The sequence below is a fragment of the Gordonia sp. YC-XJ4 genome (genome assembly GCF_059511865.1).
The window spans coordinates 227,548-243,078 of sequence record NZ_CM183447.1 but is presented as its reverse complement, the minus strand read 5'-3'; the positions used below and the strand labels follow the sequence as shown (position 1 = coordinate 243,078).

The window sequence follows — 15,531 nt, the reverse complement described above, 5'->3', positions numbered from 1 at the left end:
GGTCCGTGCGGCGCGATCAGTGCGGCGCGATCGGGTAGTCGATCACCACCGCACCGCCACTGGCGTAGTTCGGCACATCGGCTTGTACCGCTTGACCTTCCGGTGACGACATCGCCGCTCCGAGCGCCGCGGCATCGGCGAAGTCGCCTTCGAACACCGCGAAGTACGGGCTTTGCGGATCGGCGTTGATCGAGAGGCTGTGCCGCCAGTCGAGCAGCCCCGGCAGCGTTGCGGCGAGCGGGAGATGGGTGTTCTCGTAGTACTCGCGGAAGTGGTCGGGATCGTCCGGAGTCGGGTACAGCACAACGAGTTTGTGCATCAGGCGACCTTCCCGCTCGCCGTTGCCGCCCCCAGTGAGGCGTGCCGGGCGATCGCAGCGTCGACGCGCTCGGGGGTCGCCACCATGTCGCCGTTGCGGTGGGGGTGGCTGAAGTTCTCGGTGAATTCGTCACAGAGCGTGCGCATCTGGGACATCGCACCCAATAGCTTCTGCAGATGCGGTGGCGTCGGGGTGGCGATCATGGTGTTGACCCAGGCGCTGAGGCCGTCGACGCGTTCGCGTCGGCGCAGGGCAACCTTCTTGGCGAACCGTTCGTCGACGATCTCGTCCTCGATGATCGCGTCGGCGACGACCTGCGCTTCGAAGGATGCCGAGTTCGCGCCCTGGCCGGTGACCGGGTCGACGGTCGAGTGCGCGTCGCCGAGCGCGAGGACGACGGTGCCGTCGTCGAGGAGCCGGTAGTCGTCGCGGATCACCGGCCGCACCGCGCCCTGCAGGATGTCGCCGGGCCGCATGAGCCTGAAGCGGGACTGATCGATGCGCTCGTAGACCGTCGGGTGATGCACCTTGAGTTTGTCGAGCAGCAGTTGCCGGTAGGCATCGGGGTCGTCGGATTCCTTGTGCGTCATCAGGATCTCGAGGTCTCCGCCGGGCACGTTCTCGCAGAGCAGCGCGCTGGCCCAGCCGTCGAAGGTGGTGATCGGCAGGTCGAGGAGTTCGCCGTGGCCGGGCGAGATGCTCATGGTCACCGCGCGCGGGTCGGTCTGCTCGACGCCGTCCCAGAATCCGACCGCGAGGTGACGCTGCGGCTTCGCGTACGGCGAGACGTCGGGTCGTTCGCCGAAGTACTCGCCGAACGACCGCTTGCCGGCGGCCACCACGACCAGATCATGCTCCCGGCCCAGCGCCGCGAAGTCCGACGGCTCGATGTTGCGGATCTCGATGGTGCCGCCGCGATTCTCGTATTCGGCCATCAACCTGGGCAGATAGATGCGGTAGTCGAGGACTCGGGAGGGTCGCAGGAAGTCGCCGCGGAAGACCGGCGGGCCGTCGGGCACGTTGAGGTGGTGGTAGTGGACCTGGTAGCCGTACTCCTCGGCGGGCCAGAAGTTGACGCCCATCGCCGCCTCGCGGGCGATGGTCGGCGCGTGGTGCGAAACGCTGTTCTGCGGTCGGCCCGCGGCCACCTGCTCGGCGGTCTGGTTGGTGTAGATACGCGTGGTCACCCCGGCCTGTTGTAGGAGCAGGGCGAGGTGTAATCCGGCGGTACCTGCGCCGATGATTCCGATGTCGGGCGTGTCTGGCATGTGACTCTCCTTGGTGACGCGTGCGCCGTGGGGCGCTCGACGACGATGTCGGTGGAGCCATGGTGCGCCGCCGGCGGGCGCTGTGACACCCACCTCAGGGCGTCTCGCTCTGTGACACACAACTCCCGCGCGCATCGTCAAGTCGGCTTCGGCGATGTCCTCAGCGCTCTGGACCCGGGGTGCACGAGACTGTGCATTCCGCGCGCGACGCGCTCAACAGCACGTTTGCCCATTGCCGCGGTGTCCGAGGCGGCCCTAACGTCTGCGGTCATCGCCCACCGGACCTTGTAGGAGACTCGCGATGACCCTCACCGACGCACCGCCCACCCCTCATCTGCGCGGCGGATTCGGCCGCTTCGCCACCGGCGTCGCCGTGGTGACCTTTGACGGCACCGACGCCGACGGAACCACCAAACGCCATGGGCTGACCGTCAATTCGTTCACCTCGGTGTCCATGGACCCGCCGTTGGTGTTGATCTCCATCCAGCGCAACGTCCGCGCACACGCCCTGTTGACCGGAAACCCGTTCACTGTCAACGTCCTCGGCGCCGAACAACGCGACCTCGCCATGCACTTCGCCGGCCGGCCCAACCAGGAACCCCGCTGGATCGAGGGCAGTCACGCGCCCCGCCTGGCCGACACCGCCTCCTGGTTCACCTGCACCCCGTGGGCCGAATACGACGGCGGCGACCACACCCTGTTCGTCGGCCGCGTCGAGGACTTCGGCTACCGCACCGGCGACTGCCTGGGCTTCCTCGACGGCGGGTTCGTCACCGTCCGGCCGTGATGCCCTTGGGCGGCCGAGGTTCTCCTCCCGACGGCCTCCGGCACCCCACCCCCCTCCCCTCCCCCCGATGGTCGAGGTGCGAGGCGCCCCAGGCGCCGAGCCTCGAGACCCCGCACGACGACAACGCACTTCACTCCCGCAGGATCGACGTCATCTTCTTCCCGCGCGCCACCTCGTCGACGAGCTTGTCCATGTACCGGATCTTCTGCATCAGCGGGTCCTCGATCTCCTCGACCCGGTACCCGCAGATCTTGCCGGTGATCAACGACGTATTCGGATTCATCTGCGGCGCCTCGGCGAAGAAGGCCTCCAGATCCACCTCGGCGTCAACGGCTTTCTGCAGCCCGTCGGCGTCGTAACCCGTGAGCCAGCAGATGACCTGATCGACCTCGGCCTGCGTGTGGCCTCTCCGCTCGACCTTCTGCACGTACAGCGGATAGATGCTGGCGAACGGCATCCGGAGAAGTCTGTCGGCGGGCATGCTGTGGTCCTTCGCGGGTGGGCGGTTTGTCTGATCCGAACCTAGCGCGTCACCCGGTGGGAGGACAGCCCCGCACGGATGAGGGAACTACGATCGATCGCGATGAGTCTGGGCTTTCGGGTTGGTGTGCCGGGGATGCGCGTGCGGGTGTCGACCCGGGGCGTCCGTGCGTCGGTGGGTCCCCGCATCGCACGAGTTCATGTGGGCAGCGGGCGTACTCGGGTGTCGACGGGGATGGGACCGTTCTTCGCCTCGACGGCGTTGTCGTCCGGGCGCAGCGGATCGCGCCGTCGCACCACCACGACTCGGCGCGGCGGCACTCGTTACACCGGCCCCTCGCCGGCACAACTCGCCCGTGCACAGCGGGCCGCCGAACGGGCCCAGCAGCAGGCCGAGCGCGATGCGGCGATCGAGCGTCTCCGCCAACTGCACCACGACACGACCACCGCGCACCTTCAGCAGTTTCCGACAGCGTCTCGTCCGATGTTGCCACCGCCGCCGGCGATCTCCACCGATGTGGTGCGCGCACAGGCAATGACGCTCTACCTCAACGGGATCGGACGATTCGCGCGCAGTGCCCGGGAACGGGCACGCGCCGACGCCGAGCTCGCCGCACGCATGTACTGCGACAGTGAATCACAACGCCTCAATCAGCTTCACGCACAACTGTCCGCCGAGGCCGACCGGTGGTGGCAAGCGTTGTGCGCCAACGAGGAAACCACCGTGTGCGAGGCGGTCAACGCGGCCTTCGCGGACAATCCTGCGGCGGGATGTGCGGTCGGCGTCGATGGGTCTGCGCTGTCGGTCATCATGCGTCTGCAGGATCTCGACACACTGCCGACGCAGATGCCGGCCCTCACGCCGGCCGGACGTCCCACTCTCAAGACCATGGCCAAGCGCGACCGGATGCGTTGGTGGATGCACATTCTCGTGTCCAACCTGGCGGCGACGGTGTCCGAGGCATTGGCCACGGCCCCGTCGATCACCACGGTCAACGCCGCGGTGATCACCCGGATGCCCGACACCGCGCGTCTCGGTCTGATCGCCTACGGGTCGTGGACGCGGGACGAGGTCGAGCGGGTGTCGTGGCGGACCGCCGACGACGCCTGGCGGCTTCTCGACATCGGCACCGATGTGCGCTGTGGCATCAAGGCGACCGCGTCCGGCAACATCTCCTCCTCGGTCACTTCGTTGCCGCTGGACGGACTTCCCGGTGTCGCAACGCTTCTCGACAACTGCGAGGTTGACGACGACGACTCGATCCTCGGCGACCTGGATGCCGATCTCCAGGGTGGGCAATCGCCGGCCGGCCCGGCCGACTCCGCCCCGTACACCCTCGCGCCTTTCGGAGAATGGTTGCAGGAGCAACTCGCCCGCCCGCAACCGGGTCGCACCAACGCCTCGCCGGCCGCCGATCCCCTGCCGCCGACAGGGCCCTCGCCGGCCGGTGGCCGACCAGAACCCCACGCGTACACCATGAGTGCCGGCGAGTCCATCGTCCTGCCCGATGCCGCGCACGCGGAGGTCCGGGTGGAGTTCACCACCGCGGGTGGCGCGGCCGACCTCGGATTGTTGTTGCTCGACGCCCACGAGCGCGTGGTCGATGACGGCGCGTTCATCTTCTACAACCAGCCCTGCAGCGCTGACGGCAGCGTACGGCTGACGGGCAAGAGCCACAACGGTTCCGGTTCTCGGGAAGGCGCTGTGGTGTACCCGGGTGCCCTGGATCCCCGGATCGTCAAGGTTCTGATCTGCGCCACCGCGGACGTCGACACCGATCAGACCTTCGACAGCATCGCCCCCACAACTCTGTCCGTTGCCGCGAACGAGAACCGCTGGGTATTCACGCCCCGGCCGGAACCCGGTATCCGTGCACTTGTCGTGGGCGAGATCTACTTACGCGGCCGGCCCGCCGGAACCGAGTGGAAGCTGCGAGCGCTCGGCCAGGGGTGGCGCGAAGGGCTTGCCGCGCTGGTTCGTACCTATGGTGTCAGCGTTGACGAGTAGGCACGCCGCCATGACGACCTCACGACGATCGAACCGATCCATGGCTCACGTACTGCTCCGCACGATCAGCTCCGGTTCCAGCAGCACCGACTCCGGCTCCTCGCCGGCAAGCACCTGCATCAGCAAACCCACGGCACGCCTGCCCATCTCGTGCATCGGGGAGCGGATCGTCGTCAGCGGCAGTGCCCCGGCCGCAGCCAGTGGGGTGTCGTTGTAGCCCACGAGCGCGACGTCGTCGGGGACGCGTAACCCCGCGTCACGCAGCGCGCCGAGCGCACCCAGTGCGGCAAAGTCGTTGGTGGCGAACAGCGCATCCGGCACCTCACCTCGCTCGAGGATCTGTTCGACCGCTCGCCGGCCACCGGCGGGGTCGAATCCCGAGAAGATGACGGCCGACTCGGGAACCTCGATGCCGTTGTCGGACAGCGCTTCCACCACACCACGCGTGCGGTCTCTGGCCGTCGAGGTGAACTCCAGGCCCGCCACGACGCAGACCTTCTTGCGGCCGGTGTCGGCGAGGTGTTGTCCCACCAGCCGGCCGCCGAGTACGTCGTCGACCGTCGCCGACGGATAGGAGCCCGCGCTCCTCGATACGAGAGTGAACTTGATGCCTTGTGCGTCAACCTCATCGAGGAACTCGTGATCGAGGTGGGCATCACCGTAGATCAGTCCGTCGACCCGACGGTCGATCATCGCCTTGGTACGTGCGCGCTGAGCCTCGAGTCGGTCCAGCGAGTTGGTCACGAACGTCGACAGACCCGCTTCGCCTGCGGCCTCCTCGATCCCCTCATAGATGGTTGCCAGGACGTAGTCCTGCAGACGCGGCACCAACACCCCGATGAGCCCCGAGCGCCGCGTACGCAGGCTCGACGCCTGCGGATTGGGTGAGTAACCGTTCTCCGTGGCGAAGGTGCGAATCCGTCCTACCGTGTCCGCCGAGGCCCAGCGCAACGCATCGTCACCCGGGGTGTTCAGCACTCGCGAAACCGTCGATGGGCTGACGCCGAGTTCAGTGGCGATCATCCGCAAAGTCAGGGGTCCACGCACCCGCCCCATGGTGCCTCCTCCCTCGACGTCGGTGCCCCACGTTACAAGAGCCGTTACACAAACGTTTGGCGCAATTTACACAAACGATTGCCACAAACGTTTGTGTTGTGGTTTGCTGATCGACATGACCCAGTTCACACCCAGCGCGCCACCGTCTCCGACGTGCGCCGATACGGCGAAGAGGTGGCCCTGATGCCACGGATCGCCCTCATCGGAACCGGTGGGACGATCGCCTCCACTTCGACCGCGACCGGAGTCGTCGCCACCCGAACCGTCACCGAACTTCTCGGGACCACCGGACTCGCCGACGTGGAGGTCGAGTCGATCGATCTCATGACGGTGGGCTCCTACCGAATGACGCCTACGCACCTACGCCGGATCAGCGACACCGTTGCCCAGCTCTTCGAGCGCACCGAGAATCCCGTCGACGGCATCGTCATCACCCACGGCACCGACACCATGGAGGAGACAGCCTTCCTCCTCGACCTGGTCCACGCCGACGCGCGACCGGTCGTCCTCACCGGCGCACAACGCGCCAGCGATGCGCCGCACGGCGACGGTCCCCGGAATCTGGCCGATGCGGTCGCGGTGGCGGCCGACCCGCATGCCCGCACGCTCGGCACATTGGTCGTCTTCGCCGGACAGATCCTTCCCGCCGCCGGGACCCGCAAGCTCCGCACCCGCGCCCTCGACGCCTTCGGCTCCACCACGCGTGAGCCGCTGGGCGAGGTCGCCGACGGCAAGGTCGCCATCCGTGAAACGCCCACGCGACCCGCTGCGCTCCCCCGTCCCACCGACGCCTTCGACTCCACCCGCGTCGACATCATCGAGGTGTACCCGGGCGCCGATGCAACCCTGATCAACGCGGCGGTGGCCGCCGGTGCACGCGGAATCGTGCTGGCCGGCACCGGAATCGGCAACGCCAACCCGACGATCGTCGACACCTGCCGCCAACTCGCCGGTGACGGCATCCCGACGATTCTGGCCAGCCGGGTGCCGTTCGGCGAGGTCGCCGCGGTCTACGGGCACGGCGGCGGCACCGACATGGTGGCTGCCGGCGCGATCCTGTCCGGTTCACTGCCGGCCACCCAGGCACGCATCCTGCTCTCGCTGCTGCTGTCCCAATCATCGGACATCACAACCACTCTCACCCACATCATCGACACCTACACACCCACTCTGGAGGATTGACATGGCCAAGGACATCTTTGTCGCATTCGGGATCGACGTCGACGCCGTCGGCGGCTGGCTCGGCTCGTACGGTGGTGAGAACTCCCCGGGTGACATCTCCCGCGGAATCTTCGCCGGCGAGGTCGGGGTCCCGCGACTCAACCAGCTGCTCGAACGCCATCAGCTTCCGGCGACCTGGTTCTGGCCCGGCCACTCCATCGAGACGTTCCCCGAACAGTTCGACGCCGTGGTCGCCGCCGGACACGAGATCGGACTCCACGGTTACAGCCACGAGAATCCGATCGCGATGTCACGCGAGCAGGAATCGGAGATCCTCGACCACTGCATCGACCTCATAGACACCCGTACCGGCAAGCGCCCCACCGGATATGTCGCACCGTGGTGGGAGTTCAGCAAGGTGACCAACGAACTGCTGATCGAGCGTGGCATCGCCTACGACCACTCCCTCATGCACCGCGATTTCGAGCCGTACTACGTGCGCGTCGGGGACTCGTGGACACCCATCGACTACGACCAGCCCGCCGCCACCTGGATGAAACCCCTGCAGCGCGGCCGGGAGACCGACCTCGTCGAGATCCCGGCCAGCTGGTACCTCGACGACCTGCCTCCGATGATGTTCATCAAGGGCAGCCCCAACAGCCACGGATTCGTCAATCCACGGCACATCGAGGAGATGTGGCGCGATCAGTTCGACTGGGTGTATCGCGAGATGGATTATGCGGTCTTCACTTTCACCATTCATCCCGATGTGTCCGGCCGACCGCAGGTGCTGTTGATGCTCGAGCGACTGATCGAGCACATCAATGGCCACGACGGGGTCACCTGGACGACCTTCGACGCCATCGCCTCCGACTTCAAGTCCCGCCGGCCGCGCCAGAGCTGACCGGCAAAAGACCCGACGACGTGTCACCCCCTCCCCTCCGCTCTCACACCCTTTGACGAGAAAGACCCTCACATGCCCACCCAATCCTCCACGCAGCTCGGACTGCGCCGGGTGACCGGCCGAGAAACCCGCCGCGCCTCCGGAATCGCCTTCTTCGCCTGGACAATCGCCGTCTACGACTTCATCCTGTTCGGGACATTGCTCCCGCGAATCGAGGAGTCGTTCGGCTGGACCACCAGCCACGCCCTGCTCGTCTCCACCCTCGTCAGCGTCGGGACCGCGATCGTCGTGCTGCTCGTCGGGCCGATGGTCGACAAGCTGGGACGACGCAAGGGCATGATCATCTCCGTCGCCGGGACCGCCGCGTCGTCGGCCGCCACCGCTGCCACCTTCGGCGCCGGATCGTTGATCGGTGTGCGCTCGATCAGCGGCCTCGGTCTGGCGGAGCAGTCGGTCAACGCCACCTACCTCAACGAACTCTATGAGCTGACCGAGGACGAGAAGATCAAGCGCCGCAAGGGCTTCGTCTACTCGATGGTGCAGACCGGATGGCCCGCGGGTGCGCTCATCGCAGCCGGCTTCGTCGCCATCGTGACGTCGATCTTCGGTGCCGACTCGTGGCGCATCGCGTTCCTCCTGGCCACCGTTCCCGCGGTGATCGTTGCCCTGATCTGTCGCTCGCTCAAGGAAAGTCCGCAGTTCGAGGCTCATCAGGCCATCAAGAAGCTGCGGGCGGACGGCCGCGACGAGGAAGCCGCAGCGCTGGCCACGGCCACCGCCACCGTCGAGCAGACCGCCGCGCCGTTCAAACGGATCTTCCAGGGTAAGCACCTGCGCAACACCCTCGTACTCTCGGCGGCGTGGTTGCTCAATTGGTTTGGCATCCAGACGTTCTCGGTCCTCGGCACCACCGTGCTGGAGAAGGGCAAGGACATCGATGCCTCGAGCACCCTGCTCCTCGTCGTTGTCTCCAATCTCGTTGCCGTTGCCGGATATCTGGCCCACGGGTGGGCGGGTGACCGATTCGGGCGCCGCAACACCATCGCGGTCGGCTGGCTGCTCGCCGGAGTGTTCTTCGCGGCCATGCTGCTCGGTCCGTCCGGCCAGCTCTACGTCATGGTGACCTACATGATGGGCCTGTTCTTCCTCCTGGGACCGTACGCGGCCATCATGTTCTTCCAGGCCGAGTGCTTCGACACCGATTGCCGGGCAACAGGTTCGGCGTTCATCGGTGCGATGTCCCAGCCCGGGGCGATCATCTCGGGCTTCATCCTCACCGCCCTGACCGCGGCATCCATCGGCTACTCGACCGCGGCGCTCTGGGTGGGCGCGCTCGGCGCGGTGACCTCCGGGGTGGTCGTTCTCGGTGCACGCAAGGTGTCGTCGCCGACTCCGGCGGTCGAGAACGCCGAGGTCACGTCATGAGTGAGAATCCCGTCGCGATGATCACCGGCGCGGCGTCCGGCATCGGGGCAGCGACATCGGTCTGCCTCGCCGAACGGGGGGTGCGCGTGGGTATCGGCACCTTCAGCGGCGATCCGCACGACCCCGAGCACACTCTGCGTGCAGTACACGACGCCGGCGGTGAGGGACAGATCGTCGAGGTCGACGTCCGATCGACGGACTCGGTGAATGCGTTCGCCGACAGCCTCGTCGCCGCCTGGGGTCGGCTCGACATCGTGGTGGCCAACGCCGGGATCCTGCGGCAGGCCTCGTTCACGAACCTGCGCGACGAGCAGTGGCACGACCTCCTCGACGTCGACCTGCACGGTGTGATGCGCACGGCACGAGCAGGTTTGCGTCACATGGGTGCCGGCGGTTCGGTGACCGCGGTGTCGTCGATCGCCGGCGGTGTATACGGGTGGCAGGATCACGCCCACTACGCCACCGCCAAGGCCGGTGTCCTCGGGTTGATCCGCAGTATCGCCGTCGAATTCGGACCCCGACAGATTCGGGCCAACGCCGTCATCCCGGGTCTGATCCGCACGCCACAGTCCTCCGACGCGGTCAATTCGCTCGGTCCGGAAGGACTGGATCGAGCGGGCGATTACATCCCCTGGGGCCGAGTCGGGGATCCGCGTGAGGTCGCCGAGGTCATCGGCTTCCTGTCGAGTCCGGCGGCGTCGTACGTGAGCGGTCAGGCGATCGTCGTCGACGGCGCGCTGACCACCGCGATGCGCGACTGAGAGGAGCACGCAGATGTCTGAACTTCTGAAAGGCAAGCGCGCCTTGGTGACCGGCGGCGCGTCGGGTATCGGCCTGGCGATCGGATCGGCATTCGTCGACGCCGGCGCCACCGTCGTGCTGGCCGACCGCAACCCGGTGGTCGCAACCGTTGCATCCGAAATCGGTTCCGAGGGAGTCGTTCTCGATGCGACGTCGGAGTCGGCGATCGTTGGCGTCGTGTCCGACATGGTGGCCCAACTCGGTGGGATCGACATCCTGGTGTGCTCCCATGGGATTCTCACCCAGGCGCCGGCATCCGAGATGACGAGCGCCCAGTGGCGCGAGACGATCGACATCGATCTGACCAGTGTGTTCATGCTCAACCGGGCGGTGTTGCCAACGATGGTGTCGCAAAAGGACGGTCGCATCATCAATGTCGCGTCGCAATTGGCGATCAAAGGAGGAGTGTCACTGGCGCACTACGCCGCCGCCAAAGCGGGCGTCATCGCGATGACCAAGTCCATCGCGCAGGAGGTCGCCGGCGACGGCGTGTTGGTCAATGCGATCGCGCCCGGACCCATCGAGACACCCCTGGTCGACGGTATCGACGACGACTGGAAGCGAGCCAAGCGTGCCGAATTGCCGTTGGGCCGCTTCGGCACACCCGAGGAGGTGGCACCCACCGCGGTTCTGCTCGCGTCGAATCCCGGCGGGAATCTCTACGTCGGGCAGGTCCTGGGTCCCAACTCCGGAGACGTGATGCCCTGATGTGCGGTGGATGTGCCGGGGCGCCGGTGGACTGGGCCGCTCGCTGGGTGAGCGGGCCGCGTCGGCGGGCGGCGGTTGCCCGTCGGCTCGCGCCACTGGCTCCCCGGCTGTCCATCAGGGTGATCACTCAGGGGTGGACGGTCGGCACCGCAACGGGAGCCACCCACGTGTGCCGGACCTACGACGACCTCGTCGCCACCGTCGCACTGCACAGCGGCCATCCCGTTGCTCACCTCGCCCAGGTCGGGTTGGGCCCGGACTGGGACGAGGCGAGAAGGGCCGACTTGCCTCACCAGAGGTCGTAGGAGACGTTCACGTTCGGGTATCCGGTGTCGATGTGCGGGGCGTTGATGAAGTAGTGGCCGCCGCCGGAGGTTCCGGTCATCGCGGTGTTCACGTTGCCGGCCATGTTCTCGATCTCGTAGGTGGCGCGGGGCCCGAAGGCACCGATCCGGTAGTTGACGAAGTTCGTCTCCTCCGGGCTGTTCGGGGCGTTGGAGACCACGATCTCCGAGGCTCCGGGAGCCAGTGTCTGCCGCGGGGCCTGCACCCACTGGCCGGTGCCGGCCGTGGCGCCGTCCAACCATTCGGTCTTGTCGGTGTGGTTGGTGATCGTCATCGCGATCGTGGGCTGACCGGGATGGGTGACCGGGACGGTGCCCGCGCCGGCCAGTCCGGCACCGCCCAGTGCGAGACCGGCGGCGATGCCGATGCCGGCGATTCCGGCGAGTGCGCGGTTCTTCATGCTCTTCGAGATGTTCATGATGTTCCTCCTGTTCCGCGGGTCCTGGCCGGGAGTGGTCGGGGCTGGCGAGGTCGTTCGTTCTGACATCACTGACTTTGCCCGCCGAGCACCCGTTCCGAACCCCGCCAACCGGCGGATCCACCGGTGGATTCGTGCCTCCCCCGATCGGGGGAGGCACAACTACAAATACAACTTCCACGGATTTGGCCCGAAACACCCGATTTTCGGGGTCGGTGAGCCGCTCACGTGGAATCTGTATTCGTATCGCGGCACGTGTCAGGCCGACCAGTCCTCGACAAACGATCGGTCGTAGTCGGCGGCCGCCGCGGGCGCGCGCAGATGGTCACCGCGTCTGAGGATCGCCGCGAGGGTTTCGGCGACTTCGTCCCACGCGAACATCACGCGCTTGTAGGAGAACCGCAGCGGCAGGTAACCCAGCCGGTGCGCCATTTCGTCGCGGATGCGGTCGGCTTCGCGCTGTTCCGGTGAGAGGTCGTGGAATTCGATGCTGTCGAGTTCGATGATCAGTCGCCTGCCGACGACGAGATCGACCCGTCCGATTCCCTGAATGGTCACCTGCACCGCTACCGACAACCCCATCGCCAGGAGCCTCAGTCGCATGATGGATTCGGTCCCCGACTCGGCTCGATCGTCGCAGCGCTCCAGCAGTTTCCGCACTCGTTCGGGAGCGGCGGCGAACACCTCCCGCAGATCGCACATCTCTGCGAGACCTCGGTGAAGGATCGAGTCGCACACCGCGATGATCCCTTCGGCGTCCAGACACTTGATGGCATGGGCGAGAGCGGTGAGGACGTCGTCGACAGGGTAGATCTCCGGGAGCGGACGGCCATACCGGCGACAGAAGCGTGCCGCCCGACCACTGCGATGCCCGGACTCCCGCGACCGCACGTGAACCCGTTTCCCGTGCGGCGGCACCCACACGTCGTGCAGGTCGAGCGCCGTCACACAACTGCACACCCCGTTGGCGGCAACAGCCTCCACCACGCGGCTATCGGCGTACGGGGTCGCGTACCACCCGCGGCGAAGAGGGCGCAGATCTCCGCTCTTGGCCATTCGGGTCACCTGCGATTGGCCCATTCCACGTCGGGTGAGTTCAGCGAACGAGAAGACACCGAACCAGCGGTCATCGGCGGCTGAGGTGAGATCGGCGGGAGTCATGACCCGAGAGTGTGCCGTGCGAGTGCCCCAATTTCGGGCCTCGATCGCGCTCGGCGGCGGATCTGTGGACAACTGCGGCTCCCGACAGCCCGGGTGTGAATACAGATTCCACCTGAGCGGACCACCGACCCCGATTTTCGACCGTTTTCGCGCGATTCGGTGGAAGTTATATTCGTACACCCGCGTGCCCGGCCCCCAGCTCCCGGACACCCCGTTCACCCACCAAGCGCTCGCTTGGTTTGTTAGGTTCGGTCACGGCACAGTGATCGAGGAGCGCGAACACGTATGGGATTTCTCCAGCAGAACACCCCTGACATCGACTTTCCCACCTGGAGCCAGGGCAGCCGCGCCGAGAAGATCAGGCCGATGGCGCGGCACTGGGCCGAGGTCGGTTTCGGTACGCCGGTGGCGTTGCACCTGTTCTATGTGGGCAAGATCCTCGCCTACATCGTCATCGGCTGGGCGATTGTGGTGGCCACCCCCGGTATCCACGGCATCCTCGATGTCGCCTCCTGGTACAACGAGCCGATCGTCTTCCAGAAGGTCGTGCTCTACACGATGTTGTTCGAGGTCGTCGGATTGGGTTGCGGCTTCGGCCCTCTCAACAACCGATTCTTCCCGCCGATGGGATCGATCCTCTACTGGTTGCGCCTCAAGACCATTCGCCAACCACCCTGGCCCCAGGTCCCACTCTCCGCCGGAGACACCCGCGGCCCCTTCGACATCACCCTCTATGCGGCACTCCTGGTGATGATCGTGGTGGCACTCGCGAGCTCGGGGTCACGCTCGACCGGCAACCTGCACTCCGACGTCGGGGTCCTGCCGATCTGGCAGATCGCGACGATCATCGCACTCCTCGCAGTCCTGGGCCTGCGCGACAAGACGGTCTTCCTCGCCGCCCGCGGCGAGGTATACGGCGCGTTCTGCGTGACGTTCCTGTTCGTCGGCACCGACATGATCCTCGGCGCCAAGCTCGTCTTCCTCGTCATCTGGGTCGGCGCGGCGACGAGCAAACTCAACAAGCACTTCCCGTTCGTGATCGCCACGATGATGTCGAACAACCCGATCTGGCGGTCACCGACCATCAAACGTACGTTCTTCGAACACTTTCCGGACGACCTGCGTCCCGGACGACGCTCCCGGTGGATCGCACACGTCTCCACCGCCGTGGAGGGCTTGGTGCCGCTGGTGCTGTTCTTCTCCGGCGGCGGATGGCTCACCGCGGTGGCCGCGGCCGTCATGCTCATCTTCCACTTCGGCATCCTCTCGTCGATCCCGATGGGCGTGCCACTGGAGTGGAACGTCTTCATGATGTTCGGAATCGTCGCCATCTTCGTCGGCCATCCCGGCATCGGTCTCGCCGACCTTCACTCCCCCTGGCCGATCGTGCTGTTCTGCGTGTCGGCGGGCACGGTCATCCTGGGAAACCTGTTCCCGCGCAAGGTGTCGTTCCTACCCGGGATGCGTTACTACGCAGGTAACTGGGACACCTCGCTGTGGTGCATCAAGCCGTCGGCGTCGGCGAAGATCGAGAGCGGCATCGTCGCCATCGCATCCATGCCCGCCGCGCAACTCGAACGGTTCTACGGCAGCCCGGAGGCCGCCCAGATCCCGCTGTACATGGGATATGCGTTCCGCGCGTTCAACAGTCACGGCAGGGCGCTGTTCACTCTCGCCCATCGCGCCATGGCACCGCACGACGAGACCGGTTACGTTCTCACCGATGGTGAACGCATCTGCAGCACTGCGATGGGCTGGAACTTCGGCGACGGTCACCTGTCCAACGAGCAGCTCATCGAATCCCTGCAACGCCGTTGCCATTTCGAGCCGGGCGAGGTCCGCATCGTCCTGCTCGACGCCCAACCCATCCAGCATCAGACCCAGCAGTACCGCCTCGTCGACGCCGCCACCGGCGAGTTCGAACGTGGCTTCGTCAACGTCGCCGACCTCGTCACCCGCCAACCCTGGGACGACGACGTGCCGGTCACCACGACCTGGCGGGCCACCAGCACATAATCCGTTCAGCCCGTGATCCGTTCAGCCCGTGATCCGTTCAGCCCGTAGTCCGTTCGGACGGTTACACCCGCTTTCACCCGAATGGCCGACAACGGTCGCCCCGATCCCTGCGTAATGTCCGGGAACGACCCGCTGTCCCTTCCACCACTTCGGGAGTCTTCGTGAATCGATTGAGAACCCTTGGCGCCGCGGCACTCTGCGCTGCCGCACTCGCGGTGACCCTGCCCGCCACGGCACATGCCGGCGGCACCAAGGATCCGCAGTACAGCCATCCGCCTGCCACGTCGGCACCGAGCACCGGTTGCTCGGATCGCGCGCCGTTCGTGGGCGACTGGGTCGGCTACGGGGCCAAGGAGATCGTCCTCGACAACAGCGGCAGCGGCAAGATCACGTTCGGCGACAACACCGCCAACACCGAGACGTGGACGCTGACCTGGAATCCCCAGCGCGCCGAGATCTTCCAGAAGTGCGGAATCCTGACCACGATCGACCGCCCGATCAGCAAGACCGGCGCAGGCAGCAAGGGCGTGCTCGCCGCAGGCAAGCAGTATCAGGCGATCATCGGGCAGCGCGGCGAACACAACGCACTGCTGCTCGCGGTCTATCCACAAGCGGACTCCGTCGTGTTCTGCCGCAAGGGTGAGGACCTCTCGACCTGCGGATGACCGACGACG

15 protein-coding genes are annotated in these 15,531 nt (G+C 66.3%); 9 read left to right on the top strand and 6 right to left on the bottom strand.

Going from position 1 to position 15,531, the window contains the following annotated elements:
- Nucleotides 1-16 precede the first annotated feature (16 nt).
- Both AC5ZH6_RS01090 and AC5ZH6_RS01085 read right to left on the bottom strand, forming a co-directional pair.
- Nucleotides 17-319, bottom strand: a complete 303-nt coding sequence (locus AC5ZH6_RS01090; protein ID WP_079928362.1) for an EthD family reductase — start codon at nt 317-319, stop codon at nt 17-19.
- On the bottom strand, nt 319-1,587 hold the full coding sequence (locus AC5ZH6_RS01085; protein ID WP_496168235.1) for a styrene monooxygenase/indole monooxygenase family protein: 1,269 nt from the start codon (nt 1,585-1,587) through the stop codon (nt 319-321). The genes AC5ZH6_RS01090 and AC5ZH6_RS01085 overlap by 1 nt, the downstream gene beginning before the upstream one ends.
- A 301-nt stretch (nt 1,588-1,888) precedes the next feature.
- Between AC5ZH6_RS01085 and AC5ZH6_RS01080 the strand changes: the two genes are divergently transcribed.
- Nucleotides 1,889-2,374 carry a flavin reductase family protein gene (locus AC5ZH6_RS01080; RefSeq protein WP_211543031.1) on the top strand — a complete coding sequence of 162 codons (486 nt, stop codon included), beginning with the start codon at nt 1,889-1,891 and terminating at the stop codon, nt 2,372-2,374.
- 130 nt (nt 2,375-2,504) lie between these two features.
- Here AC5ZH6_RS01080 and AC5ZH6_RS01075 read toward each other — a convergent pair whose 3' ends face one another.
- The gene (locus tag AC5ZH6_RS01075) at nt 2,505-2,855 is read right to left on the bottom strand and encodes a DUF2200 domain-containing protein (RefSeq protein WP_496168233.1); all 351 of its coding nucleotides are present in this window, start codon (nt 2,853-2,855) and stop codon (nt 2,505-2,507) included.
- Between the two features lie 102 nt (nt 2,856-2,957).
- Between AC5ZH6_RS01075 and AC5ZH6_RS01070 the strand changes: the two genes are divergently transcribed.
- Nucleotides 2,958-4,862 (top strand): TerD family protein, encoded by a 1,905-nt coding sequence (locus AC5ZH6_RS01070; protein ID WP_240524064.1) that lies wholly within the window; start codon nt 2,958-2,960, stop codon nt 4,860-4,862.
- A 45-nt stretch (nt 4,863-4,907) separates the two neighbouring features.
- On the opposite strand, the gene AC5ZH6_RS01065 is transcribed toward AC5ZH6_RS01070, so the two are convergent.
- Nucleotides 4,908-5,918 carry a LacI family DNA-binding transcriptional regulator gene (locus tag AC5ZH6_RS01065; protein WP_094601560.1) on the bottom strand — a complete coding sequence of 337 codons (1,011 nt, stop codon included), beginning with the start codon at nt 5,916-5,918 and terminating at the stop codon, nt 4,908-4,910.
- Nucleotides 5,919-6,101: 183 nt separating this feature from the next.
- Between AC5ZH6_RS01065 and AC5ZH6_RS01060 the strand changes: the two genes are divergently transcribed.
- From AC5ZH6_RS01060 to AC5ZH6_RS01040, 5 genes are all read left to right on the top strand, one after another.
- On the top strand, nt 6,102-7,100 hold the full coding sequence (locus tag AC5ZH6_RS01060) for an asparaginase (protein ID WP_094602137.1): 999 nt from the start codon (nt 6,102-6,104) through the stop codon (nt 7,098-7,100).
- Nucleotide 7,101: 1 nt separating this feature from the next.
- The gene (locus AC5ZH6_RS01055; RefSeq protein WP_094601559.1) at nt 7,102-7,983 is read left to right on the top strand and encodes a polysaccharide deacetylase family protein; all 882 of its coding nucleotides are present in this window, start codon (nt 7,102-7,104) and stop codon (nt 7,981-7,983) included.
- A gap of 72 nt (nt 7,984-8,055) precedes the next feature.
- Nucleotides 8,056-9,408, top strand: coding sequence for an MFS transporter (locus tag AC5ZH6_RS01050; RefSeq protein ID WP_094601558.1), 1,353 nt, complete (start codon nt 8,056-8,058; stop codon nt 9,406-9,408).
- Nucleotides 9,405-10,169 (top strand): SDR family NAD(P)-dependent oxidoreductase, encoded by a 765-nt coding sequence (locus AC5ZH6_RS01045; protein WP_094601557.1) that lies wholly within the window; start codon nt 9,405-9,407, stop codon nt 10,167-10,169. The genes AC5ZH6_RS01050 and AC5ZH6_RS01045 overlap by 4 nt, the downstream gene beginning before the upstream one ends.
- 13 nt (nt 10,170-10,182) lie before the next feature.
- Complete coding sequence (locus AC5ZH6_RS01040) at nt 10,183-10,917, top strand: SDR family NAD(P)-dependent oxidoreductase (RefSeq protein WP_006369012.1); 735 nt, start codon at nt 10,183-10,185, stop codon at nt 10,915-10,917.
- Nucleotides 10,918-11,206: 289 nt separating this feature from the next.
- Here the strand turns inward: AC5ZH6_RS01040 and AC5ZH6_RS01035 are convergent, their stop codons facing one another.
- Nucleotides 11,207-11,680 carry a hypothetical protein gene (locus AC5ZH6_RS01035; RefSeq protein ID WP_094601555.1) on the bottom strand — a complete coding sequence of 158 codons (474 nt, stop codon included), beginning with the start codon at nt 11,678-11,680 and terminating at the stop codon, nt 11,207-11,209.
- 258 nt (nt 11,681-11,938) lie between these two features.
- Nucleotides 11,939-12,841, bottom strand: a complete 903-nt coding sequence (locus AC5ZH6_RS01030; protein ID WP_094601554.1) for a type IV toxin-antitoxin system AbiEi family antitoxin domain-containing protein — start codon at nt 12,839-12,841, stop codon at nt 11,939-11,941.
- 285 nt (nt 12,842-13,126) lie between these two features.
- Between AC5ZH6_RS01030 and AC5ZH6_RS01025 the strand changes: the two genes are divergently transcribed.
- Complete coding sequence (locus tag AC5ZH6_RS01025) at nt 13,127-14,857, top strand: DUF3556 domain-containing protein (RefSeq protein ID WP_094601553.1); 1,731 nt, start codon at nt 13,127-13,129, stop codon at nt 14,855-14,857.
- A gap of 161 nt (nt 14,858-15,018) precedes the next feature.
- Nucleotides 15,019-15,522 carry a hypothetical protein gene (locus AC5ZH6_RS01020; protein WP_094601552.1) on the top strand — a complete coding sequence of 168 codons (504 nt, stop codon included), beginning with the start codon at nt 15,019-15,021 and terminating at the stop codon, nt 15,520-15,522.
- Nucleotides 15,523-15,531: the final 9 nt, after the last annotated feature.